General features: G+C 67.0%; 27 protein-coding genes. 14 read left to right on the forward strand and 13 right to left on the reverse strand.

Going from position 1 to position 20,688, the window contains the following annotated elements; genetic code table 11:
- Positions 1-213: 213 nt before the first annotated feature.
- On the reverse strand, positions 214-918 hold the full coding sequence (locus E3N86_RS06685; RefSeq protein WP_104100676.1) for a winged helix-turn-helix domain-containing protein: 705 nt from the start codon (positions 916-918) through the stop codon (positions 214-216).
- A gap of 518 nt (positions 919-1,436) precedes the next feature.
- Positions 1,437-2,069 carry a uracil phosphoribosyltransferase gene (upp, locus tag E3N86_RS06690; protein WP_134511614.1) on the reverse strand — a complete coding sequence of 211 codons (633 nt, stop codon included), beginning with the start codon at positions 2,067-2,069 and terminating at the stop codon, positions 1,437-1,439.
- Positions 2,070-2,103: 34 nt separating this feature from the next.
- Between upp and tadA the strand changes: the two genes are divergently transcribed.
- Entirely contained in the window at positions 2,104-2,583 is a 480-nt protein-coding gene (gene tadA / locus E3N86_RS06695; RefSeq protein WP_104100678.1) for a tRNA adenosine(34) deaminase TadA, read from the forward strand.
- Here tadA and E3N86_RS06700 read toward each other — a convergent pair.
- Positions 2,540-3,253: a glutamine amidotransferase gene (locus tag E3N86_RS06700; protein WP_104100679.1), complete on the reverse strand. Its 714-nt coding sequence runs from the start codon at positions 3,251-3,253 to the stop codon at positions 2,540-2,542. The two genes, tadA and E3N86_RS06700, sit on opposite strands and share 44 nt — an antisense overlap.
- Positions 3,250-4,212 carry a cation diffusion facilitator family transporter gene (locus E3N86_RS06705; RefSeq protein WP_134375425.1) on the reverse strand — a complete coding sequence of 321 codons (963 nt, stop codon included), beginning with the start codon at positions 4,210-4,212 and terminating at the stop codon, positions 3,250-3,252. The genes E3N86_RS06700 and E3N86_RS06705 overlap by 4 nt, the downstream gene beginning before the upstream one ends.
- Before the next feature lie 62 nt (positions 4,213-4,274).
- Here E3N86_RS06705 and proC point away from each other — a divergent pair, with 62 nt between their 5' ends.
- Positions 4,275-5,123: a pyrroline-5-carboxylate reductase gene (gene proC, locus E3N86_RS06710; RefSeq protein ID WP_104100681.1), complete on the forward strand. Its 849-nt coding sequence runs from the start codon at positions 4,275-4,277 to the stop codon at positions 5,121-5,123.
- Between the two features lie 28 nt (positions 5,124-5,151).
- Here the strand turns inward: proC and E3N86_RS06715 are convergent, their stop codons facing one another.
- Positions 5,152-5,823, reverse strand: coding sequence for a TrkA family potassium uptake protein (locus tag E3N86_RS06715; RefSeq protein WP_134375427.1), 672 nt, complete (start codon positions 5,821-5,823; stop codon positions 5,152-5,154).
- Positions 5,816-7,246, reverse strand: coding sequence for a TrkH family potassium uptake protein (locus tag E3N86_RS06720; protein WP_134511642.1), 1,431 nt, complete (start codon positions 7,244-7,246; stop codon positions 5,816-5,818). Before E3N86_RS06720 ends, E3N86_RS06715 begins: the two co-directional genes overlap by 8 nt.
- Positions 7,247-7,332: 86 nt before the next feature.
- Here E3N86_RS06720 and E3N86_RS06725 point away from each other — a divergent pair, with 86 nt between their 5' ends.
- Both E3N86_RS06725 and E3N86_RS06730 read left to right on the forward strand, forming a co-directional pair.
- Positions 7,333-7,779: a helix-turn-helix transcriptional regulator gene (locus E3N86_RS06725; RefSeq protein ID WP_104100684.1), complete on the forward strand. Its 447-nt coding sequence runs from the start codon at positions 7,333-7,335 to the stop codon at positions 7,777-7,779.
- 123 nt (positions 7,780-7,902) lie between these two features.
- A complete protein-coding gene (locus tag E3N86_RS06730; RefSeq protein ID WP_003792170.1) occupies positions 7,903-8,001 on the forward strand; it encodes a 30S ribosomal protein bS22 in 99 nt (32 codons plus the stop codon).
- Positions 8,002-8,055: 54 nt separating this feature from the next.
- On the opposite strand, the gene E3N86_RS06735 is transcribed toward E3N86_RS06730, so the two are convergent.
- Positions 8,056-8,778 carry an HAD family phosphatase gene (locus E3N86_RS06735; protein WP_166785039.1) on the reverse strand — a complete coding sequence of 241 codons (723 nt, stop codon included), beginning with the start codon at positions 8,776-8,778 and terminating at the stop codon, positions 8,056-8,058.
- 56 nt (positions 8,779-8,834) lie between these two features.
- Here E3N86_RS06735 and E3N86_RS06740 point away from each other — a divergent pair, with 56 nt between their 5' ends.
- Positions 8,835-9,104 (forward strand): glutaredoxin family protein, encoded by a 270-nt coding sequence (locus tag E3N86_RS06740; RefSeq protein ID WP_104100686.1) that lies wholly within the window; start codon positions 8,835-8,837, stop codon positions 9,102-9,104.
- Positions 9,101-9,403: a Dabb family protein gene (locus tag E3N86_RS06745; RefSeq protein WP_134511616.1), complete on the forward strand. Its 303-nt coding sequence runs from the start codon at positions 9,101-9,103 to the stop codon at positions 9,401-9,403. Before E3N86_RS06740 ends, E3N86_RS06745 begins: the two co-directional genes overlap by 4 nt.
- Before the next feature lie 23 nt (positions 9,404-9,426).
- Here E3N86_RS06745 and aspS read toward each other — a convergent pair whose 3' ends face one another.
- A complete protein-coding gene (aspS, locus tag E3N86_RS06750; protein ID WP_134415045.1) occupies positions 9,427-10,740 on the reverse strand; it encodes an aspartate--tRNA(Asn) ligase in 1,314 nt (437 codons plus the stop codon).
- A gap of 78 nt (positions 10,741-10,818) precedes the next feature.
- Here aspS and E3N86_RS06755 point away from each other — a divergent pair, with 78 nt between their 5' ends.
- Genes E3N86_RS06755 through ccsB form a run of 5 tightly spaced genes read left to right on the forward strand, consistent with a single transcriptional unit; the run spans position 10,819 to position 15,482 of the window.
- Entirely contained in the window at positions 10,819-11,463 is a 645-nt protein-coding gene (locus E3N86_RS06755) for a histidine phosphatase family protein (RefSeq protein ID WP_104100689.1), read from the forward strand.
- Complete coding sequence (locus E3N86_RS06760) at positions 11,460-12,056, forward strand: TlpA disulfide reductase family protein (RefSeq protein ID WP_104100690.1); 597 nt, start codon at positions 11,460-11,462, stop codon at positions 12,054-12,056. The genes E3N86_RS06755 and E3N86_RS06760 overlap by 4 nt, the downstream gene beginning before the upstream one ends.
- A gap of 2 nt (positions 12,057-12,058) precedes the next feature.
- A complete protein-coding gene (locus E3N86_RS06765; protein WP_134342559.1) occupies positions 12,059-12,820 on the forward strand; it encodes a cytochrome c biogenesis CcdA family protein in 762 nt (253 codons plus the stop codon).
- On the forward strand, positions 12,804-14,468 hold the full coding sequence (locus E3N86_RS06770; RefSeq protein ID WP_104170474.1) for a cytochrome c biogenesis protein ResB: 1,665 nt from the start codon (positions 12,804-12,806) through the stop codon (positions 14,466-14,468). Before E3N86_RS06765 ends, E3N86_RS06770 begins: the two co-directional genes overlap by 17 nt.
- A gap of 51 nt (positions 14,469-14,519) precedes the next feature.
- Positions 14,520-15,482 (forward strand): c-type cytochrome biogenesis protein CcsB, encoded by a 963-nt coding sequence (ccsB, locus tag E3N86_RS06775; RefSeq protein ID WP_134420788.1) that lies wholly within the window; start codon positions 14,520-14,522, stop codon positions 15,480-15,482.
- Positions 15,483-15,585: 103 nt separating this feature from the next.
- On the opposite strand, the gene E3N86_RS06780 is transcribed toward ccsB, so the two are convergent.
- From E3N86_RS06780 to E3N86_RS06795, 4 genes are all read right to left on the reverse strand, one after another.
- A complete protein-coding gene (locus E3N86_RS06780; RefSeq protein WP_134375437.1) occupies positions 15,586-16,566 on the reverse strand; it encodes an o-succinylbenzoate synthase in 981 nt (326 codons plus the stop codon).
- A 65-nt stretch (positions 16,567-16,631) separates the two neighbouring features.
- A complete protein-coding gene (locus E3N86_RS06785) occupies positions 16,632-16,895 on the reverse strand; it encodes a hypothetical protein (RefSeq protein ID WP_104170472.1) in 264 nt (87 codons plus the stop codon).
- A 29-nt stretch (positions 16,896-16,924) separates the two neighbouring features.
- Positions 16,925-17,221: an ATP-dependent DNA ligase gene (locus tag E3N86_RS06790; RefSeq protein WP_104100695.1), complete on the reverse strand. Its 297-nt coding sequence runs from the start codon at positions 17,219-17,221 to the stop codon at positions 16,925-16,927.
- A gap of 85 nt (positions 17,222-17,306) precedes the next feature.
- The gene (locus E3N86_RS06795; RefSeq protein WP_134511617.1) at positions 17,307-17,723 is read right to left on the reverse strand and encodes a sigma factor; all 417 of its coding nucleotides are present in this window, start codon (positions 17,721-17,723) and stop codon (positions 17,307-17,309) included.
- A 68-nt stretch (positions 17,724-17,791) separates the two neighbouring features.
- Here E3N86_RS06795 and E3N86_RS16785 point away from each other — a divergent pair, with 68 nt between their 5' ends.
- A complete protein-coding gene (locus tag E3N86_RS16785; RefSeq protein ID WP_166785040.1) occupies positions 17,792-17,944 on the forward strand; it encodes a hypothetical protein in 153 nt (50 codons plus the stop codon).
- A gap of 230 nt (positions 17,945-18,174) precedes the next feature.
- Here the strand turns inward: E3N86_RS16785 and E3N86_RS06800 are convergent, their stop codons facing one another.
- On the reverse strand, positions 18,175-18,390 hold the full coding sequence (locus tag E3N86_RS06800; protein ID WP_134511618.1) for a hypothetical protein: 216 nt from the start codon (positions 18,388-18,390) through the stop codon (positions 18,175-18,177).
- 157 nt (positions 18,391-18,547) lie between these two features.
- Here E3N86_RS06800 and E3N86_RS06805 point away from each other — a divergent pair, with 157 nt between their 5' ends.
- Entirely contained in the window at positions 18,548-19,459 is a 912-nt protein-coding gene (locus E3N86_RS06805) for a 1,4-dihydroxy-2-naphthoyl-CoA synthase (RefSeq protein WP_134375443.1), read from the forward strand.
- A 27-nt stretch (positions 19,460-19,486) separates the two neighbouring features.
- On the forward strand, positions 19,487-20,632 hold the full coding sequence (locus E3N86_RS06810) for an AMP-binding protein (protein ID WP_241980925.1): 1,146 nt from the start codon (positions 19,487-19,489) through the stop codon (positions 20,630-20,632).
- Positions 20,633-20,688: the final 56 nt, after the last annotated feature.

The following is a 20,688-nucleotide window of genomic DNA, read 5'->3' on the forward strand; positions in this document are numbered from 1 at the left end:
AATCACCCGACGCCCTCATCGCCCTCATCGCCCTCGCCATGCTCAGCCTCGGCGGCCACAAACCCGCACTCCCCGGCCGGGTTTAACCCACAGAAGCAGCAGGAGAGCCAGAATCTCCGTCGATTTCGTTCAAGGAGAGTCGCTGCAAGGCCCCAAAAACCCCAATCGGCGAACCCTCATCGCCCACGGCGGCGGGACTCACACAGCGGGAAGCTAGAAGACGTCCGGGCTCGGCGTGCTCGATTGGCGGATCGACACGTCGGCGTGCCGGTCGAAGCGGTAGCCGACCCCGCGCACGGTGCGCACGATGTCTTCGTAGCGACCGAGCTTGGCGCGCAGGCGACGCACGTGCACGTCGATGGTGCGCTCATTCGGCGCGTCTTCCTCGTCGGAGGCGTTCCACAGCTTGGCGATCAGTTCGGCGCGCTCGATGGTGCGGCCTTCGCGGAGCACCAGGTACTGCAGCAGCTCGAATTCCTTGTAGGTGAGCGCCGCGGTCTCGCCGTCGAGGATGACTCGCTTACGGGAGATGTCCACCACGACGCCGCCGAGTGCGCGGTCGGGGTCGTCTGTCACAGTGCGGTGCCGGGCCAGCGCAGTCGGGTCCTGCAGGGCGAGGCGCACGACGTCGACGTCGCGTCCACCGGCTCCGGCGGGCGCCAGTGCGACGGCGGCATGAGTCTCCGCGGTCGGCGCGATGGTTCCGGTGAGGGCTTTGAGCGCCTCGACGATGCGGCTGAGGCTGGTCCCGGCCGCGGCGGCCGTGGCCTCGTCGATGCCGACGTAGAAAACGAAGCCGCGGGCCTGAGTGCCCTCGGGCACGGCGCGGATGCGGGGTGCGGCGGGCGTCGGAACGGCCTGGCGTTCGAGGCGTGCGGCCTGGGCCGAGCGGGCGGTGTCAATGTGGGCAAGCGACATGAGAGTAATCCTTGGCTGGGGTACTGCAGGTGAACCCGACGCTGAGGAGCTGTTCCGGGTTCGAAAAAGTGCGGCCGGTGAGGCCTGGAGGGAGCGAGAGAGGCTCCGGAGTTCAACCAGCCGGCCGCGTGAAGTCAGCGGGGCGGGAACTCGGCGAGGTGTTCGCTGCTTAGCGGGACATTCGGCAACACGCACAGCAGCTGCCGGGCATCACCATGCCGGCAGTCCCGGGGGCCTCGAAGGAGGTCTGGGGGCGTGCGCTCGTTGTCATAGTTGCGAGTAAAGCCCACTGTTACGGCGTGTGTCAATTCTGCAACCAAGGATGACGCCGTGTGACACGCATCACGTTCGGTGGCTCCGCGGCGGATCGGAGAATCCACCGCGGATCGCGAAAGCATGAAAGTTTCCATGATGAAATTTGATTTCATCAAAGATTCTTGAATATGCCGGGTACTGGCGCCCGGCATGTCGCAGGACCTGCGGTGTCCGCCGCCCGACGGAATTGGTGCTCGCTAGAGCTAGACCAAACCGTAGAGGCGGTCGCCGGCGTCACCGAGGCCGGGAACGATGTATCCGTGCTCGTCAAGCTTGTCGTCGACGGCACCGAGAACGATGGTCACTTCGCGGCCCTCGAGGGCCTTCTCGACCGCGGCGAGCCCCTCAGGCGCGGCGAGGATGCAGATGGCCGTGACATCGACGGCGCCGCGGTCGAAGAGGAACTGGATGGCTGCGATCAGCGAACCGCCCGTGGCCAGCATCGGGTCGAGCAAGAAGCACTGGCGGTCGGAGAGGTCGTCGGGCAGGCGCTCCGCGTAGGTGGCGGGCTGAAGGGTCTCCTCGTTGCGGGCCATGCCGAGGAAGCCGACCTCTGCCGTCGGTAGCAGTTTGACCATGCCCTCGAGCATGCCCAGACCGGCGCGGAGGATCGGCACGACGAGCGGCTTGGGGTCGCTGATCTGCACGCCGCGGGCCTCGGAGACCGGGGTCTGCACGGTCACGTCTTCGACTCGCACGCCGCGGGTCCCCTCATAGGCGAGGAGGGTCATCAGCTCTTCGACAAGTGACCGGAAGATCGGCGACGGCGTGTTCTTGTCTCGGAGTACCGTGAGTTTGTGGGTGATCAGGGGGTGGTCGGCTACGTGGACTCGCATAGGCTCAATCTACTAGTCGGGGAGGGGAACGTAGATGGGCGAGGTCGATCGCCGGCACAGCGAATGGATGCGGCTCGCGCTCTGCGAGGCCCGCGCTGCCCTCGAAACGGGGGATGTGCCCGTCGGTGCGGTGGTGCTGGACCCGTCCGGCCGTGTGATCGGCCGCGGACGCAACGAGCGCGAAGCGCTGCAGGATCCCACCGGCCACGCCGAGATCGTCGCCATCCGTCACGCTGCCGCGTCCCTGGGGGACTGGCACCTGACCGGCTGCACCCTGGTGGTGACGTTGGAGCCCTGCGTGATGTGCGCGGGCGCGATCCTGGCCGCACGGGTGCCGGTCGTGGTTTTCGGCGCGTGGGACGAGAAGGCCGGCGCCTCCGGATCGGTCTACGACGTGCTGCGTGACCGCCGGCTCAATCACCGCGCTGAGGTCTACGCCGAGGTCGACGCTGACGAATGCGGGGAACTGCTCAGGGCGTTCTTCGCGGACCCAGACCGTCGAGCCATTCGCTGAACATGGACCGGGAAGCGTTCTGCATACCGCTGGAGTAACGTTCGCGTTCGCGGCGCAGGTCGCCCACGTCGAAGCCCTCGGCGGCCACCTCCGCCTCCGAGGCCGCCAGCCACACCTCGTGCATCTCCTCGGTGACCTCCGGGTGGAACTGCACGGCCAGCGCCCAGTCTCCGATCCCGAAGGCCTCATTGCCGTACTGGGGGGACCCGGCGAGCCGTGTCACCCCGTCGGGCAGGTCGAACGTGTCGCTGTGCCACTGGAAGACGGGTACGCCGCTGACGTGCCGCAGCGGGGAGGTCGCCCCGGCCTTCGTGGGCTCCACGGAACGGTAGCCGATCTCGTTCGTCGGCCCGCGGTAGACGCGGGAGCCCAGGGCGTTCGCCATCAGCTGCGCACCCAGGCACACGCCGAAGACGGGCAGAGAGGCGCCGAGCCGCTGCGTGAGCAGGTCGATCTCGGCGTGCAGCGCGGGGAACTCGTCGGCCTCGTAGACCCCCATCTCGCCGCCGAGAACGACCAGCAGGTCGGCTTCCCGCGGGTCGAGGGCGCGCACATCCTCCTTGAGCGTGTCGACGTAGCGAATGGAGTAACCGTGCTCCCGCAGCACCGGTTCGAGGTTGCCGAGGTGGATCGTGTCATCGTGGCGCAGGACGACCGCGGTGCGGGTCACTCGCTGCCTTTGATGACGATGGTGTCGGTGGGCGGCGTGCGGCGGTTGGGGTCGAAGAACAGGTCCGGCTCGAGGTAGATGACGCGGGCCGCCGGCACGGCCTCGCGGATGCGGGTTTCGACGGTGTTGATGCCCGCCGCCACATCAGAGAAATGGCTGTCGGCCTCGAAGGCGATCTTGGCGGCGACGAGCAGTTCGTCCGGGCCGAGGTAAAGGGTCTTGAGGTGGATGATCTTGCGCGTCTCCGGACCGGCCAGGATGGCACGCTCGATGGCCGCGGCATCCGTTTTACCGGCGCCTTCGCCGACGAGGAGGCTCTTGGTCTCTACGCCGAGGACCACGGCGACCAGGACGAGCAGTACGCCGATGAACAGGGTGCCGATGGCATCCCAGACGGGCTCGCCGGTGATGATGGTGAGGCCGACGGCGAGGAAGGCGAAGACCAGGCCGGCGAGAGCGGCGATGTCTTCGAGCAGCACGACGGGCAACTCGGGCGCCTTCGCGTGCCGCACGAACTGCACCCAGCTTTGGTTGCCGCGCACGAGGTTCGATTCCTGGATGGCGGTGCGAAGTGAGAAGGACTTGAGGCCCATGGCGACCAGCAGCACCACGATGGGCAGCCACGGCACGTCGAGCGGGTGCGGGTCCTGCAGCTTCCGCACACCCTCGTAAAGGGAGAAGACGCCGCCGACGGAGAACAGGATGATCGACACCACGAACGCGTAGACGTAGCGTTCCCGGCCGTAGCCGAATGGATGCTCCTTGTCGGCTTCCTGCTTGGCCTTGCGACCGCCGACGAGCAGAAGCACCTGATTTCCGGAGTCGGCCAGGGAGTGCACGCCCTCGGCGAGCATCGAGGAGGAACCGGAGAATGCCCAGGCCACGAATTTCGTGATCGCGATCCCCAGATTGGCGAGGAGTGCCGCCACGATTGCTTTGTTCCCGCCAGAAGTGCTCATGGGGCAATCCTAGAATGCACACCAGACGGACCCGGCACAGGGGGCGAAAGTAGACTCGTCGGATGACTTCGACTGCAACCACCACACTGCCCGCCATCGCGTTCCTCGGCGCCGGATCGATGGCGAGGGCCGTTCTGACCGGGCTGCTGAACCCGAATGTGACCGTTCTGGGCGGCATCCGGGCAACCAACCGCTCCACGGCGAAGGCCGACGAACTCGCAGGAATCCCCGGCGTCACCGCCTGGGCCACCGCCGACGAGCCCACGGCCAACCGCAAGGCCGTCGCCGGCGCGCGCATCGTGATCGTCGCTGTGAAGCCCGTCATGGTCCTCGACCTGCTGGCCGAGATCGCCGACAGTCTCGAACCGGGCACGCTCGTCATAAGTGTCGCCGCCGGCGTCACCATTGCCACGTTCGAGGCGTCGCTGCCCGAATCCGTGTCGGTCATCCGCTCGATGCCGAACACGCCGGCCCTCGTCGGCAAGGCCGTCACCGGGCTGAGCGCCGGCACGCGGTCCAGCGACACCGATCTCGAGCTCGCGAGGTCCCTCTTCGGCACCGTCGGCGACGTCCTGGTCGTGCCGGAGGAGAAGCTCGATGCCCTCAGCACCATCTCCGGGTCAGGTCCGGCCTACGTTTTCTACCTGATCGAGCAGCTCACCGCCACGGCGATCGCCAAGGGTTTCACCCCGGAGGAGGCCGCGGTCATGGTGAACGGCACCTTCCTCGGTGCGACGAGCCTGCTGGTGGCATCCGACCTGTCCCCGACGGAACTGCGCCGCCAGGTCACAAGCCCGAGCGGCACCACCGAGCGTGCCGTGTGGGAGCTGGAAAAGGGCGGGATCAAGGACCTGTTCGACCGGGCGACGGATGCCGCACTCGCCCGGGCCCGCGAACTCGCCGGCCACTAGAACTCCAGGCCATGAGAACTCCAGGCCCCTAGAACTCCAGCGACGCGAACCGCTCGATGTCGGACTCGGTGCCGGAGACGATGATCAGGTCCTGGTCGGTGATGACCGTCTTCTCGGTGGCGTAGGTGAAGGGGCGGTCGGGGCTCTTCACGCCGACCACGGTGACGTTGTACTTGCGGCGCAGCCCGGATTCGGTCAGGTTCAGGCCCCGGATCGGCTTGGGCGGGATCATCTTGACCAGGGCGAAGTCGTCGTCGAATTCGATGAAGTCGAGCAGGCGTCCGGAGACGAGGTGCGCCAGGCGTTCGCCTGCCTGTGCCTCCGGGAAGACGACGTGGTTCACCCCGATGCGCTCGAGGATCGTGCCGTGCGACTTGGAGATCGCTTTCGCCCAGATCTGCGGGATCCCGAGGTCGACCAGATTCGCCGCGATCAGCACACTGGCCTCGACGGACGAGCCGACGGCGCAGACGGCGATCGAGAATTGCTGCGCGCCGATCTGGCGAAGCGCTTCCAGGGAGGTGGCGTCGGCCTGCACCGCGTGCGTGACGCGTTCGGACCACTTCTGCACGAGGACCGCGCTGTCGTCGACGGCGAGCACATCCCGTCCGAGCCGGTCGAGTTGCCCCGCGGTGGCCGCGCCGAACCGGCCGAGGCCGATCACGAGCACCGGTGCGTCGTGTTTGAAGCGGTCAGCCAACGATGGGTCTCTCTTCCGGACGGGAGAACAACTGCCTGCTCTGGCTCGCGGCGAGGGCAGCCGCGAGGGTCACTGTACCAATCCTGCCCATGAACATGGTTGCCGCCAGCACATACACTCCGGCCGGAGGCAGTTCGCCGGTCAGGCCCGTCGACAGGCCGCAGGTGGCGAACGCGGAGATCACATCGAAGAGCACCTGGTCGAACGGCGCCTTGGAGATCTGCAGCATCAGGATGCTGGACACGGCAACCGTCGTGGCGCCCCACAGCACCACGCTGACCGCGAGCCTCAGGATGTCGCTGGGGATCCGGCGGCCGAACGCTTCCATCTGGCTTCGTCCGCTGGCCTCGGCGAAGGCGGCGAGGAAGAGGATGGCCAGGGTCGTCACCTTGATGCCGCCGGCGGTCGACGCGGAGCCGCCGCCGATGAACATCAGCATGTCTGTGGCGAGCAGGCTCGCCCCCTGCAGGTCGCTGATGTCGATGGTCGCGAAGCCCCCGGACCGGGTCATCATCGACAGGAAGAGCGACTGGAAGATCGTGTCGCCCACGTTCAGCGACCCGAACGTCTTCGGGTTGTCGAACTCGAGCGCGATGTACACGGCAACGCCGGCCACGAGCAGCACCACGGTCGTGAAGAGGGTCAGTTTCACGTGCAGCGACCAGCGTCTGGGGCTATGCCAGCCCCGGGCGAGGGCGTAGATCACCGGGAAACCCAGGCTGCCGAGGAAGGCGCCCACCATCAAGGCGCTGAGGAACCAGTAGTCGCTGGCGAACGGGGCCAAAGCTCCGACGTTGGGGGAGAAGCCGCTGTTGGTGAACGCCATGGCCGCGTAGTACACGCTCTGCCAGAGCGCCTCGCCGACAGGTGTCCCGACCGCGAGGATACGCGGAAAGAGCAGGATAGCCACGACCAGCTCGATTACGAAGGCGCTGATCGCGACCGTCACGAGCAGGTTGCCGACCTCGCCCAGGCGAACGGCCTGTCCTTCATTGACCGGTCCGGCATGGATGCGGGAGGGGTTTGTGTCACTGGCGGCCATCAGCCGGGCGCGCAGGCCCAGGCGCCGGGAAATGACCATTCCCATCAGGGAGGCGAGGGTCAGCACGCCGACCCCGCCGATATTGACGCCGACCACCACCAGGACATTGCCGAAGGCCGACCAGTGCGTGGCCATGTCCACCGTCGCTAGGCCGGTCACGCAGATCACCGACACCGCGGTGAAGAGGGCGTCGTGCAGCGGGGTGACGATGCGGTCTGCCGTGGCGATGGGCAGGGAGAACAGGAGGGTGAACACCAGGACCAGCGCGGTGAAAACGAGGATGGCGAATCGGGACGGCGAGCTGCGGACCAGACCGTCCACTGAGTCTCGCAACCAGGCGTACCAACTGGTGGGACGCGGTGCGAAGGCGGAATCCGCCATCCGTGTCTGCACTGAAACCTCCGACTTGCTCGCGACGAACGGCCGTCGACATGGTATCCCCCACCGGGAATGAGTAGCCTTGAGGCATGGCAGACATCTTCGGCGTGGTGGCGGATTCGACCCGACGCGAAATTCTACGCATTCTCCTCGAGCGATACAACCAATCGAACACGGCCGGCGGAGAGCTGAGCGTGTCTGACATCGTCGACAAGCTCGGCCTGAGCCAGCCAACCATCTCGAAGCACCTGAAGGTGCTGCGCGAAGCGGGCCTGGTGGGCGTGAGAGAAGCCGGTCAGCACCGGTATTACCATCTTGACTACGCGCCGCTCGAGGAAATCGAAGACTGGCTGATTCCCTTCCTCAGCGTCGACTTCGATGCCACCGCCGAGGAGCCGACCGAGGAGACCGAGGGCTTGAAGGTGGAACAGCGGGCATTCGCCGCGGCCATCGGAAAGGCCTTTGCGGAGACATCATACCAAATGGCGCATGCGGTCAAAGATGCGAAGCCCCGAAAATGGCGGAGAATCGACTAGTCGGCGGCGCTTGAGCGCCCGAATGCGCACACCGCGTCGGAGAGTGTTGTTTTTCCGGTAGACTGATATCTACCGTGTCTGTCGCGAATCCCGCGGCGAAACCAATTCTTTTGTGAGGTCCGTGTGGGTTCTGTAATCAAGAAGCGACGCAAGCGTATGGCGAAGAAGAAGCACCGCAAGCTGCTTCGTAAGACTCGCCACCAGCGTCGCAATAAGAAGTAGACGGTTCTGGACCGTTTGAAATAGCTACCGGCGTAAGCGCTAGGCCCCTGGGGTCTAGCGCTTTTTGCTTGCCCGGGTGGCGGCCGTGATGCTGCCGCGTTTGAGGATCATCACCGGCCAGTGGCGGGCTGCGGCATAGCGGCGGAGCGTGGCATCCGGATTCACGACCACCGGATTGCCGACCAGGTCCAGCAACGGAATGTCGTTGTGGGAGTCGGAGTAGGCCCAGCAGACGGCCAGGTCGACACCGCTGCGCTCTGCCTGGGCGTTGGCGGCGATGGCCTTGCTGACACCGTGGCAGACACCCTCGGTGAGGCGGCCGGTGAAAATTCCGTCGACGGCCTCGAGCCTGGTACCGAGCGCGCCAGTGAGGCCCAGCCGTTCGGCGATGACGTCGGCCACCTCCTGGGCGGTCGCGGAGACGAGCCAGACCTCGCGCCCGGCCTGAAGGTGCGCACGGGCGACGGCGACCGTTTCCGGCCAGAGCCGCTGCAAGAGGCGGGCGTCGAAGATCTCCGTGCTGAGCGCGACGAGTTCGTCCCGGCTGTAGCCCACGACCACTTCCAGCGCGCGCTCCCGGATGCTCGCGAGGTGCATCCTGTTTTCGCCGACGTAGAGGAATCGGGCCTGTTTCCAGGCGAAGGAGAGCAGGTCCCGGCCGGTGACCAGTCGTCGCCGCCAGGCACCCACACCGAGGTGGTACAGGCTGGCGCCGCGCAGGAGGGTGTTGTCCACGTCGAAGAACGCGATTGCGGGGGCGATGGTGTCTTCGGACATGTGTGCGGTCAAGTCTAGTTGCGTGTTGCGTCGGCGAGCCAGCATAGGCTGGAGCAATGGCTACTGCACTCCTCACCCTGGTCGGCAAGCCCGGCTGTCACCTCTGCGATGACGCCCGGGATCTGGTCGGCAGCGTCGTGACCAAACTCGCCGACGACCCGTCCGCCCCCGACATCGTGCTCGAAGAGCGCTCGATTCTCGACGACGCCGAGCTGCACGCCCTGTACGTCGAGGACATCCCGGTGCTCCTGCTCAACGGCAAGGTGCACAATTACTGGCGCATCGATCCACTGCGGCTGCGCACGGCGCTTCTGGCCGTGCAATGATCCGGCACATCGTCTCCTGGCAACTAGCCCCGGCCGACCCGGTCCAGAAGGCCGCCGCCGCGGCCGGGATCGCGGTCCGCCTGGAAGGGCTCGTGGGCGTCGTCGACGAGATCCGCTCGCTGCAGGTGGGTTTCGACGTCGCCGGCGGCTCCAACTGGGACGTCGTGCTGATCGCCGACTTTGACGACCTGGACGCCGTCAACCGCTACCAGGTGCACCCCGCCCACCAGGCGGCGGGAACCTTCATCCGTTCCGTCGTATCGTCGAGGATGGCCGTCGACGTCGACGTCGCCGTCTGACCGTTCGGCTACGGCCCGTTCGGCTACGGCTCGAGGCGCGTCGGGCCGCGGAACAGGTAGGTGACCTCGCGGATGCTGGCCTGGTGCAGCATCAGCATGAGTACCCGGGCGAGGCCCATGCCGAACCCGCCGTGCGACGGAACGCCGTAGCGGAAGAAGTCGAGGTAGCCCTCGATCTCCTCGGGGTCGACGCCCTTCTCCTTGGCCTGCTCGACCAAAATGTCGATGCGGTGCTCGCGCTGCGCTCCAGTGGAGATCTCGGTGCCGTTGAAGATCAGGTCATAGCTCTTGGTGATGCTCGCGTCGCCCTCGTGGCGCATGTGGTAGAACGGCCGGATGCTTGAGGCGTAGTCGGTGAGGAAGACGAACTCGTGGCCGAAGGTCTCGAGCACGTAGGCGGCGATCCGGCGTTCGCCTTCGGGGTCCATGTCGTCGTCATCGCGCGGGACCTCGTAGCCGCGGGTCTTGACGATCTCCTTGGCCTCGGCCAGCGGGATGCGCGGGAACGGTGTACTGGGCACGGTGACCTCGACCCCGAAGAGGGCCAGGACCTCGTCGCCGTGCTTCTCCTTGACGGCCGTGAATCCGGCGACAAGCAGCTCTTCGTGCAGCTGCATGACGTCTTCGTGGCTGTCGATCCAGCTGATCTCGGAGTCGACGCTGGTGAACTCGGTGGAGTGACGGCTGGTGAACGACGGGTCGGCGCGGAACGCCGGTCCGACCTCGAAGATTTTGCCGAAGCCGGCGGCCTGGGCCATCTGCTTGAAGAACTGCGGGCTCTGCGCGAGGTAGGCCTTGGTGTCGAAGTACTCCACCTCGAACAGCTCGGCGCGGGACTCGCTCGCACTGGCCATCAGCTTCGGGGTGTGCAGCTCAATGAAGTCATTATCGATCCAGTACGTGCGCAGTGCGTGCTCGAAGGTGGTCTGGAGGCGGAAGATCAGGTTCTGCTTGGGCTGGCGCAGATCGAGGAAGCGCCAGTCGAGGCGCTTGTCCAGATTGGAGTCGGCCGCGATCGGGGTCTCGGGGATGGCGACCGTGACGACCTCGAGGGTCGCGAGCTTGATTTCGATGCCGCCGAGCTTGACGCGCTCGTCGTGCTTGAGCTCACCGGTGACGGTGACGAAGCTGCCCTGCGACAGGGTGGAGATGGTGGTGGCCGGTTCGTCGGCGACGACAATGCCGTCGGCATCCGTGGTGCGCGGGTTCACGAGCTGCACCGCGCCGGATTCGTCGCGCAGCACGACGAACTGCACCTTCTTCTGGTCTCGGACGGTGTCGACCCACCCGGACACCGTCACGGGTCCGTTGTCGAGGGCGGCCAGGTTCTTGATCACTATGCGCTCAGTCACCGGTCAAGTTTAGCCGCACGGCTCTCGGCGTATTCGCGGGTGCCCCCTCCGTAGACTGGGAACGTGGTAGCCAGACAGGTACATCTCGTGCGGCACGGTGAGGTTTTCAATCCCGAGCGCGTTCTGTACGGACGCCTGCCCGGATTCCGCCTCTCCGATCTGGGGGCTCAGATGGCCGAGGCGGCTGCCGCCGATCTGGTGGAGCGCGGGCGCCCCGTCGCCCGCATCATCTCCTCACCGCTGCAGCGTGCGCAGGAGTCGGCCGCTCCGATCGCGGCTGCCTTCACCCTTCCGGTCGACATCGACCCGCGCATCATCGAGCCGACCAATTTCTTCGAGGGCAAACGGATGCGGGGCACGGGCGGGGCCTTGCGCGATCCCCGCAGCTGGCACGCGCTGATCAACCCGCTGCGTCCCAGCTGGGGCGAACCGTTCGACTCGATCGCGAAGCGCATGCTCGCCGCGATCGAGGATGCCCGCAACTCGGTCGACGAGGGCGACGTCGTGCTCGTCAGCCACCAGCTTCCGATCTGGATGGTGCACCGCGCCCTGGCCCGGCAGCGTTTGCCGCACGACCCGCGCAAACGCCGCTGCGACCTGTCGAGCATCACAACCCTGTCCTGGCCCGGCGGCTTCCCCGACGAGACCGGCTACTCCAACCCTGCCCTGTCGCTGCAGGTCGGCGCCTCGGACGTAGGAGCCGTATGAATCTCCGTCCCCGCGCCGCCGTCACCGCTCTGGTTGCCGTGGCGCTACTGCTGACCGGCTGCTCCGCCGACCCGCTCGCCGAACAGTACCGCGAGGGCAGCAGTAAGGGCTTCATCGCCGGTGACGGCAGCTGGACCGAGATCCCGGCCGCCGAGCGCGGCGATCCCATCTCCTGGAGCGGCGCCGACGAAAACGGCGACCCGCTCTCCAGCGAGGACTACGCCGGCGAGGTCGTCGTGGTCAACTTCTGGTACGCCAGCTGCGCGCCCTGCCGGGCGGAAGCCCCGGCCCTGCAAAAACTCAACGAGGAATTCGCCGGCACGGACGCCCACTGGGTCGGCGTCAACGTGCGGGACCAGGCCGCGAACGCGACCGCGTTCAACGAGAGCTTCGGCATCACCTACCCGTCGGTGATGGACGTCGACAACGGGAGCATGCAGCTCGCGTTCAGCGGCAGCATCCCGCCCAACGCCGTTCCCACCACGCTGGTGCTCGACCGGTCAGGCCGGGTCGCGGCCCGCATCCTCGGTGCGATCTCGGAGCCCTCCATCCTCGAAACTCTCGTGCGCGACGCGATCGCCGAGGATTCGTAGGCGTGGACAACCCCTTCGGCGAGATCGTCTTCAGCGGCCAGCTCTACCTGGCCATTCCCATCGCCGTGCTGGCCGGGCTCGTCTCGTTCGCCTCTCCCTGCATCCTCCCGCTCGTGCCCGGCTACCTGGCCTACATCGGCGGCTTCACCGACGGCAGCTCGACCCCCGCGCGCGGCGACCGCCGGGGCCGCAACCGTCTGCTGCTCGGGGTCCTGTTGTTCATCCTCGGCTTCACCCTCGTCTTCGTGCTCACCGGTGTCATTTTCGGGGTTGCCGGATTCTGGCTGAACCAGTATCGAGATGCGATCACCCGCATCGCCGGCGTCGTGGTAATCCTGCTCGGCCTGGTGTTCGTCGGCCAGTTCGGTTTCGCGCAGCGCAGCGTGAAGGCAACCTGGAGACCGGGGATGGGCCTGGCCGGCGCTCCTCTGCTCGGCGCGGTCTTCGCCGTGGGCTGGACCCCCTGCACCGGCCCCACGCTCACGGCCATCAACTCTCTCAGCCTGACCACGGGCTCTCCCTGGCAGGGGGGACTGCTGGCCCTGTTCTACGCGCTCGGGCTGGGCATCCCGTTCCTTCTCATCGCGCTCGGCCTCAGCTGGGCGACCGGAGCCGTTTCCTTCCTGAAACGGCACGTCAGGGCTATCAACCTGTCTGGCGGTCTCCTCCTCGTTCTCATCGGCGTGCTCATGGTCAGTGGCGTGTGGAACGCCTGGCTCCTCGACCTGCAAGGAACGATCGGAAGTTATGTCCCGGCCATCTGACCATTACGACGCCCCGGCCTCCGCGGGAATCGTGCAACCGCACCTCGGCTTCGCAGGCTGGCTGCGCTGGTTCTGGCGCCAGCTGACGAACATGCGCACCGCGCTGTTCCTTCTGCTGCTTCTCGCGATCGCCGCCGTGCCGGGATCCCTGGTACCCCAGCGCAGCTCCGACCCGAACGGGGTTACCCAGTACTTCGCCGACAACCCCGACCTCGCACCGCTGCTCGACACGGTTCAGGCGTTCGACGTCTACTCGTCGGCGTGGTTCTCGGCCATCTACCTGCTGCTGTTCATCTCGCTGATCGGGTGCGTCATCCCGCGCACCAAGCACCACTACCTCGCGCTGCGGGCCAAGCCGCCGCGCACCCCCGCCCGCCTGTCCCGGCTGGCCGGCTTCACGGCGCGCATCGCTCCGGCCGGCACGGATGCCCAGGCCGCCGTCGAGTCCGCCCGCAGGCTTCTGAAGACCAGCGGCTACCGGGCGGCCGTCTTCGAGAATCGCGGGGAGACCTCGGTCTCGGCCGAACGCGGCTACCTGCGTGAAACCGGCAACCTGGTCTTCCACTTCGCCCTGGTCGGCATCCTGATCACCGTCGGTTTCGGTGGCGGCTTCGGGTTCAGCGGCCAACGTGTGCTGGTCGAAGGGCAGACCTTCGTGAACACCCTGCTGGCCTACGACTCGTTCAACCCCGGCCGGTTCTTCAACGACACCAGCCTCACGCCCTATAAACTCACCCTCGACAACTTCGACGTCACCTACGAGGAGGAGAACCTCAAGGCCTACGGCCAGCCGATCGACTTCACAGCAGAGGTCACCATCACCCCGCGGGGTGAGGCCGCAGAGGCCAGCCAGGTGAAGGTGAACGGGCCGGCCCGCACCGGCGGCACCGACGTCTACCTGCTCGGCAACGGCTACGCCCCCACCCTCACCGTAAAGGACCCGAACGGGGTGGTCGTCTTCACCGACTCTGTGCCGTTCCTGCCGCAGGATGCCAACCTCACCTCCCTCGGCGTGATCAAGGTTCCCGACGGGCTCGCCGAGCAACTCGGCATGATCGGCTTCTTCTACCCGACCCAGGCCACCGCGGATTCGGGGGCCTTCTTCTCCTCCTTCCCTGACCTCGAATACCCGCTGCTGACCCTCAACGTCTACTCGGGAGACCTGGGGCTCGACGCGGGCGTGCCGACGTCGGTCTACTCGCTCGACATCGACAAGATGACCCAGCTCACCGGGGGCAAGACCGGCGTGGAGTCGATCGAGTTGAAGCCGGGGGAAACCCGGGAACTGCCGAACGGCCTCGGGTCCGTCACTTTCGACGACGCCAACCCGGGGGCGCAGAACGGGGACTTCTCTGGTTCGGTGCTGCGGTTTGCCTCGTTCGACATCCACCACGACCCCACCCAGCTCTGGGTGCTGTCCTTCGCCGTTCTGGCCCTGCTCGGCCTGCTGACGTCACTGTTCGTGCCACGTCGGCGGGTCTGGGTGAAGGCCGTGCCGGAGCAGGACGGCTCGCTGCGCCTCGAATACGCGGGTCTAGCCCGGGGCGAGGACCCGACCCTGGAATCCGCCGTCAGCGACCTCGCCGATCGGCACACGGACCTGCTGTTATCCTCCCAATCGGCCACCCCGGCATCCGAACAGAAATAGGCTGTCATCGTGAATCTCAACGAGCTCTCCATTCTGAGCCTCTACTCGGCCATGGCGGTCTACGCCCTCGCGTTCATCGCCTTTTCCTTCGACCTGGCCAAGCGCTCCGCGGCGGTCACCTCCGCCACGGCGGCAGACGCACAGGTGCGCCGGGCCGAATCTGCGCGCGCGGAAGCGGCCGGCGCGGCGGGCGGAACCACCACCCTCACCCGCATCAGCGCTCGCATCGCGAACGACGCGGTCACCCCCTACGGCCGCTCGGCCAGCCTGCGGGTGGGCGTCTCGCTCACCGTGCTGGCGTGGCTGATCCACCTGGTGTCGGCGGTGCTCCGCGGCGTGGCCGCCGAGCGCGTCCCGTGGGCGAACATGTACGAGTTCGCGATGACGGGCACCCTGCTGATCGTCTCGGTGTTCCTGATTGTGCTGACCCGCGCCGACCTGCGCTTCCTCGGCACCTTCGTCACCGGCATGGTGCTGGTGCTTCTCGGCATCGCGGCGCTGCGCTTCTACGTCGAGGTCGCGCCCCTGCCGCCGGCCCTGCAGTCGGCTTGGTTGGTCATTCACGTCTTCGTCGCCTCGCTGGGCACGGGCTTCTTCGCACTCGGTTTCGCCCTCTCGACCGTGCAACTCCTCCAGTTCCGGCGTGAGTCGCTCCTCGCGTCCGCGAAGAGCGGTCGGCTGCGGTTCCTGGCCACCCTGCCGTCGGCGGCCACGCTGGAGAACCTGGCCTATCGGGTCACCATCATCGGCTTCATCCTGTGGACCTTCACCCTCATGGCCGGCTCGATCTGGGCCGAACAGGCCTGGGGCCGCTACTGGGGCTGGGATACCAAGGAGGTCTGGACATTCATCATCTGGACCCTCTACGCGGGCTACATCCACGCCCGCGCGACCCGTGGCTGGCGCGGATCACGGTCCGCCTGGTTGTCGATCATCGGCTTCGCCGCCGTCATGTTCAACTTCGGCATCGTCAACGTCTTCTTCAAGGGCCTGCACTCCTACTCCGGCCTCTAGACCAGGGGTCCTCGCTCCTAACGAATTCGACGGAGATTTCGGCCGGATCGCCGCCAAACAGGCCGAAAACCCTCTTCTTGCGCAGAATCTCCGTCGAATTGGTTCAGTCGGTGAGTAGCGCGTAGCAGCGGGTCAGGCGGGCCAGCCACCAGTCACGCCGGTCGTCCGCGGCTGCGTAACGCTCCAGCAGCTGCGGGTCGGGGGTCACCCGACGCACCGGGATGCCGCCGTCGACCGGCAGCAGCGGGTCGGTGGTGACATCCGCGGCAAGGAGCGACGCCGTGCCGAGTCCGCAGTCGAAGTTGAGTTCCGGAATCGCGGCGGCCAGGTGGGCGCCCATCGAGATGCCGACCGAGGTGTCGAGGGCGCTTGAGACCACGGCGGGCAGCCCGGTCTGGTTGATCAGCGCCAGGGCGGCGCGGATTCCGCCGAGCGGCGCGGCCTTGATCACGAGGATGTCGGCCGAACCCGTGCGGGCCACCAGCAGCGGGTCCTTGGCGCGGCGTACGCTTTCGTCGGCGGCGACGCCGACGTCGAGGTAGCCGGTGCGGCGGCGGATCTCGGCGAGTTCCTTGATGGTGGCGCAGGGCTGCTCCACGTATTCGAGGTCGAACTCGTTGAGGGCGTGGATGGCGTGCTCCGCCTCATCGACGTTCCACAGACCGTTCGCGTCGACACGAATGCGCCCCTCCGGCCCGAGCACACGGCGAACCATGCGCACGCGTGCCACGTCGTCGACGAGGGTCTGACCGGGGTCGGCGACCTTCACCTTGGCGGTGCGGCAGCCGGGGAACCGGGCGAGCACGCCGGCGACCTCGTCGGCGGTGACCGCCGGCACCGTCGCGTTCACGGGGATGCGTTCCCGAAGCAGGGGCGGCGTGGCCTGCCAACCGAAATCGAGGGCGGCCCGCAGCCAGGTGGCAGCCTCCGCGTCGTCGTATTCGGCGAACGGGGAGAATTCCGCCCAGCCTTCCGGTCCCTCCACGAGCAGGGCCTCGCGGGTGTCGAGTCCGCGAAACCGCGTCGCCAGAGGCAGGGCGACGACGCGGGCAGTTCTGAGCAACTCAGCAAGTGGTGGCAGCATGTTCCCAGTGTGCCAGCCGGGGGCTCTCCCGGGGAACGCCGGTCAGGCGGGGAACGCCAGTCAGGTCAGAGCACGTCCTGGTTGAACGCCCCGTCCACCTCGAGATCGATGTCCGGGCCGTTGTGCGGTTTGACGTTGAGAATTGCGAAGGGGATGCCCGGCGCGATCAGCAGGTAGGCGTCTTCGAAGCGCCCGCCGCCACTGTTCACCCGCAGCCAGTAGGGCTTCCCAGCCAGGAACGCGGTCTCAACCTCGGTCTGGATGGACTCCAACGACCGGCCGCCCAACGAGTACTCCGCGCCGCCGTAGACAATATCGACTCGGATCACGATTCGTCCTTCACCAATACTGTCGCGGGTCAATGTGGTTCCGGCACGAGCTGGAGGCCCCCGGAGGAATTGGCCGAAAGCATGAGGGCTTCGATCCATTCGCGGTTGAGGCTGGGGGAGCGCCCGCCGAAATACTTGTAGGCCAGGGGTATCGCGGGATGCAGCCAGATCGTGCTGCGGCCGTCGCCGCCCTGGGGGTCGTCTCGCCACGTGAAATAGAAACACTCGCCGCGTCGCAACTTCGCCCCGATGACGACCTGGATATGGGCGAGGACCCGGTCGTCGAAATCTGCTGTCAGAGACGAGTTGTACGTGAGCTTGCCCATATATCCCCCGATATCAAAGTTTTAGCCGAGGATAGCGTGAAGTCGCCAGCACCGCTACGCTCCGTTCAGGGGGAACGGCCGAGGTTCAGTCCCGCAGGTACCGCTCGAGTCGGGGGACCTTCAGCAGGGCCAGTGCGCGCTTCTCGATCTGGCGCACCCGTTCCCGGGTCACGCCCTGAACGACGGCGATCTGGTCCCGCGTTTGGGGCGCGCTCCCGTCGAGACCGAACCGGGACATCAGGATCGACCGCTCCCGCGGCGGCAGGGCGCGCATGTAGAAAACGATGTCCGAAGCCCGAATGGTGAGCATGGCGTGCTTCTCGGGCTGGGCCATGCCGCGGTGGACGGCTTGGCGGATCCACCAGGTGGCGTAGGTGGAGAATTTGTAGCCGGTCATGAAGTCGTATTTTTCGACGGCGCGGACGAGGCCGATGTTGCCGTCCTGCACGAGGTCCATGATGGGCATTCCGCGTCCGGAGTAGTGCTTGGCGATGCTGTCCACCAGGCGCAGATTCGNTCCACCAGGCGCAGATTCGCTTCGATGAAGTGGTTCTTCGCGCGGCGGCCGTCATGGGCAAGCCAGGCCAGCTCGCGGGCCAAGGACGGGTCGTCGACTCCGTGGGACAATTTTTCGACGGCGAACAGCCCGACCTCGATGCGCTGCGCGAGGGTCACCTCGTCGATGGCGGTGAGCAGGGGCCCCTGCCGATGCGGCGCAGGTAGTCGCCGAAGGCATCCGTCGATGTGCTGTAGCGGGAGGGAGCGGTCGACGGAGCGGAGGTGAAATTCGCTGACGCTGACGCTGACGCTGACGCCGGGGTCGGGGGCTGATTCGCGGCCGGTGGCGGTCGGGAGCTTGAGCGCTCCGGGGGCTGGGTCTCTTGCGTGGCCGTGCTCATCGCAGTGCCGTTCCGCTGGGTGCCGGACGGAGGGCGAGACTGACCGTGGCGCGGTCAAAGGATGAGAAGTACGCTCGCTCCCGGGGGGCGGCCGAAATCCGTCACTTCGAAGGCGTCGTCCACGCGCTGGATGAAGCCGACCAAGGCGGCCGGATAGCCGTCCGCGATCATCCGGTCGCTGATGCGCCATTCCGTGGGGGAGAGTTCGTTGATCCCGATATTTCTCGCGGGTGGGGTGGGGATCGTTTTTCGTGTGCCATTGTCGGCCATCACTGCCTCCGAGTATTTTTCAATAACTCAGTACACAGGGTGGAAACGACGGCCTCAAGGGGCTTGACTTTGCCGCTCAAACGGGGATGCCAACCAGCTTCCGAGAGGCCCATGGCCAGCCGCATTCCGGCGCCGCAGGCCCGCGTAGGCTGGGTGCATGATCGAACAGGTTTCCGAAATCTTCGACCCGACCCAGTGGCAGGAAGTCGCGGGCTTCGACCGCCTCACCGACGTCACGTACCACCACGACGTGACTGGGAGGATCGCCCGGGTGGCGTTCAACCGGCCCGAGGTGCGGAACGCGTTCCGCCCGCACACCGTCGACGAACTGCACGCCGCCCTCGAGGACGCGCGCGTCAACCCGCACATCGGGGTGGTGCTCCTGACCGGCAACGGACCCAGCCCGAAGGACGGCGGTTGGGCGTTCTGCTCGGGCGGGGACCAACGCATCCGAGGCCGGGATGGCTACAAGTACGCCGAGGGAGAGACCGCGTCCGGGATCGACACGGCACGCGGCGGCCGACTGCACATCCTCGAGGTGCAGCGGCTGATCCGGTTCATGCCCAAGGTTGTCATCGCGGTCATCCCCGGCTGGGCGGCCGGCGGCGGGCACTCCCTGCATGTGGTCTGCGACCTCAGCATCGCCAGCGCCGAGCACGGCAAGTTCAAGCAGACGGATGCCGACGTCGGCTCCTTCGACGCCGGCTACGGCAGCGCCTACTTCGCCCGCCAGGTGGGGCAGAAGACCGCGAGGGAAGTGTTCTTCCTGGCCCGCGAGTACTCCGCGCAGCGCGCCTTCGAGATAGGGGCCGTGAACGCCGTGGTGCCGCACGGCGAACTCGAGGTGGAGGCGCTGGATTGGGCCCGCACGATCCTGACCAAGTCGCCCACCGCCATCCGGATGCTGAAATTCGCTTTCAACGCCGTGGACGACGGCCTGGTCGGCCAGCAGGTGTTCGCCGGGGAGGCCACCCGCCTGGCCTACGGCACCGACGAGGCGGTCGAGGGGCGTGACGCGTTCCTGGAGAAGCGCGACCCCGACTGGGGTCCCTACGACTGGCAGTTCTAGGCGACCATGTTCCGTCGGCTGAGGGTGGTGCCGGTCCGTGACCCGCTCGACCTGATGACCCCGTTGCGCCTCGCGCTGGCCGACACCGGCGACGCCGTGCTGCCGGTACCCGGCCGGCAGGAGGCCGCCGGGCGGCTGAGCCTGCTGCGCGTGCCCCGTCAGGTGGCCGTGGTGATCGAGACGTCCGGATCGACGGATGTGCCCAAGCGCGTGATGCTCAGCACCGACGCCCTGCTGAGCAGCGCCGCCGCCTCCAGCGTGCGCCTCGGCGGCTCCGGTCAGTGGCTGCTGGCCCTGCCCGTGCATTACATCGCCGGGGTGCAGGTGCTCGTGCGCTCGATCGTGGCCGACACCGTCCCCGTCGTGCTGCCGAGCGGCCACTTCGACCCGGCCGTGTTCGCCGCCTCAGCCGGGCGCCTCACCGAACCGCTGCGGTTCACCGCCCTGGTCCCGGTGCAGCTGGCCCGGCTGGTCGCCGCGGCCGCAGACGACCCTCATCTGCTGGCCGTGCTACGCCGCTTCGACGGCATTCTGGTCGGCGGCCAGGCGCTGCCGTCGCTGCTCGCCGAGCGGGCCGTCGACCTCGACCTGCACGTGTTCGCCACCTACGGCTCGTCGGAAACTTCCGGCGGTTGTGTCTACAACGGCACCCCGATCGGCGACTCCGAGGTGCGCGTGGTCGATGGGCAGCTGGAGATCGCGGGCTCCGTGCTCGCCGAGGGGTACCTCGGTGACCCCCTGCGCACCAGCGATCGCTTCCTCGAGGTGCACGGGGGACGCTGGTACCGCACGGGTGACCTGGGCGAGGTGGATGCCGCGACGGGCCTCGTGCGCGTGCTCGGGCGAGCCGACAACGTGATCATCTCCGGCGGCGAGAAGGTGTCGCTCGACGCGGTCGAGCGGGTCGTCCGGTCGCTGCCGGGCTTCGGCGAGGCCGTGGCGGTGGGGCGGCCCGACGTCACGTGGGGCCAGGTCCCGGTGCTGGTCGTGCCGGCGGAACCCGGTGCGGCCGGCCTCCCCGAGGACTCCCTCGAGAGAATCGGGGAAGCCGTGGCATCCGTGCTGGGCAAGGCGGCCAGGCCCGCGTGCCTCGTGCGGGTCGCGTCGATCCCGCAGCTTTCCACCGGCAAACCCGACCGTCTTGCCCTGGGCCGGATGCTCGCCGATCTCTGAGCTGCCGAGCTACCGAGCCACCGAGCCACCGGCACGTACTATGAAGGCGTGGCACA

It is taken from the genome of Cryobacterium sp. Hz7, from assembly GCF_004402815.1.
GTDB lineage: Bacteria > Actinomycetota > Actinomycetes > Actinomycetales > Microbacteriaceae > Cryobacterium > Cryobacterium sandaracinum.

Excerpts from the sequence above, each read along its gene's own strand:
- E3N86_RS06760 (WP_104100690.1), top strand. The coding sequence starts at position 11,460 with ATGAATCTCCGTCCCCGCGCCGCCGTCACCGCTCTGGTTGCCGTGGCG.
- ccsB (WP_134420788.1), top strand. The coding sequence starts at position 14,520 with ATGGCGGTCTACGCCCTCGCGTTCATCGCCTTTTCCTTCGACCTGGCC.
- upp (WP_134511614.1), bottom strand. The coding sequence starts at position 2,069 with ATGCGAGTCCACGTAGCCGACCACCCCCTGATCACCCACAAACTCACG.
- E3N86_RS06770 (WP_104170474.1), top strand. The coding sequence starts at position 12,804 with ATGTCCCGGCCATCTGACCATTACGACGCCCCGGCCTCCGCGGGAATC.
- E3N86_RS06800 (WP_134511618.1), bottom strand. The coding sequence starts at position 18,390 with ATGGCCGACAATGGCACACGAAAAACGATCCCCACCCCACCCGCGAGA.
- E3N86_RS06705 (WP_134375425.1), bottom strand. The coding sequence starts at position 4,212 with ATGAGCACTTCTGGCGGGAACAAAGCAATCGTGGCGGCACTCCTCGCC.
- E3N86_RS06790 (WP_104100695.1), bottom strand. The coding sequence starts at position 17,221 with ATGGGCAAGCTCACGTACAACTCGTCTCTGACAGCAGATTTCGACGAC.
- E3N86_RS16785 (WP_166785040.1), top strand. The coding sequence starts at position 17,792 with ATGGGCAAGCCAGGCCAGCTCGCGGGCCAAGGACGGGTCGTCGACTCC.
- E3N86_RS06740 (WP_104100686.1), top strand. The coding sequence starts at position 8,835 with ATGGCTACTGCACTCCTCACCCTGGTCGGCAAGCCCGGCTGTCACCTC.
- E3N86_RS06685 (WP_104100676.1), bottom strand. The coding sequence starts at position 918 with ATGTCGCTTGCCCACATTGACACCGCCCGCTCGGCCCAGGCCGCACGC.
- E3N86_RS06745 (WP_134511616.1), top strand. The coding sequence starts at position 9,101 with ATGATCCGGCACATCGTCTCCTGGCAACTAGCCCCGGCCGACCCGGTC.
- E3N86_RS06805 (WP_134375443.1), top strand. The coding sequence starts at position 18,548 with ATGATCGAACAGGTTTCCGAAATCTTCGACCCGACCCAGTGGCAGGAA.
- tadA (WP_104100678.1), top strand. The coding sequence starts at position 2,104 with ATGGGCGAGGTCGATCGCCGGCACAGCGAATGGATGCGGCTCGCGCTC.
- E3N86_RS06725 (WP_104100684.1), top strand. The coding sequence starts at position 7,333 with ATGGCAGACATCTTCGGCGTGGTGGCGGATTCGACCCGACGCGAAATT.
- E3N86_RS06720 (WP_134511642.1), bottom strand. The coding sequence starts at position 7,246 with ATGGCGGATTCCGCCTTCGCACCGCGTCCCACCAGTTGGTACGCCTGG.
- E3N86_RS06780 (WP_134375437.1), bottom strand. The coding sequence starts at position 16,566 with ATGCTGCCACCACTTGCTGAGTTGCTCAGAACTGCCCGCGTCGTCGCC.
- proC (WP_104100681.1), top strand. The coding sequence starts at position 4,275 with ATGACTTCGACTGCAACCACCACACTGCCCGCCATCGCGTTCCTCGGC.
- E3N86_RS06735 (WP_166785039.1), bottom strand. The coding sequence starts at position 8,778 with ATGTCCGAAGACACCATCGCCCCCGCAATCGCGTTCTTCGACGTGGAC.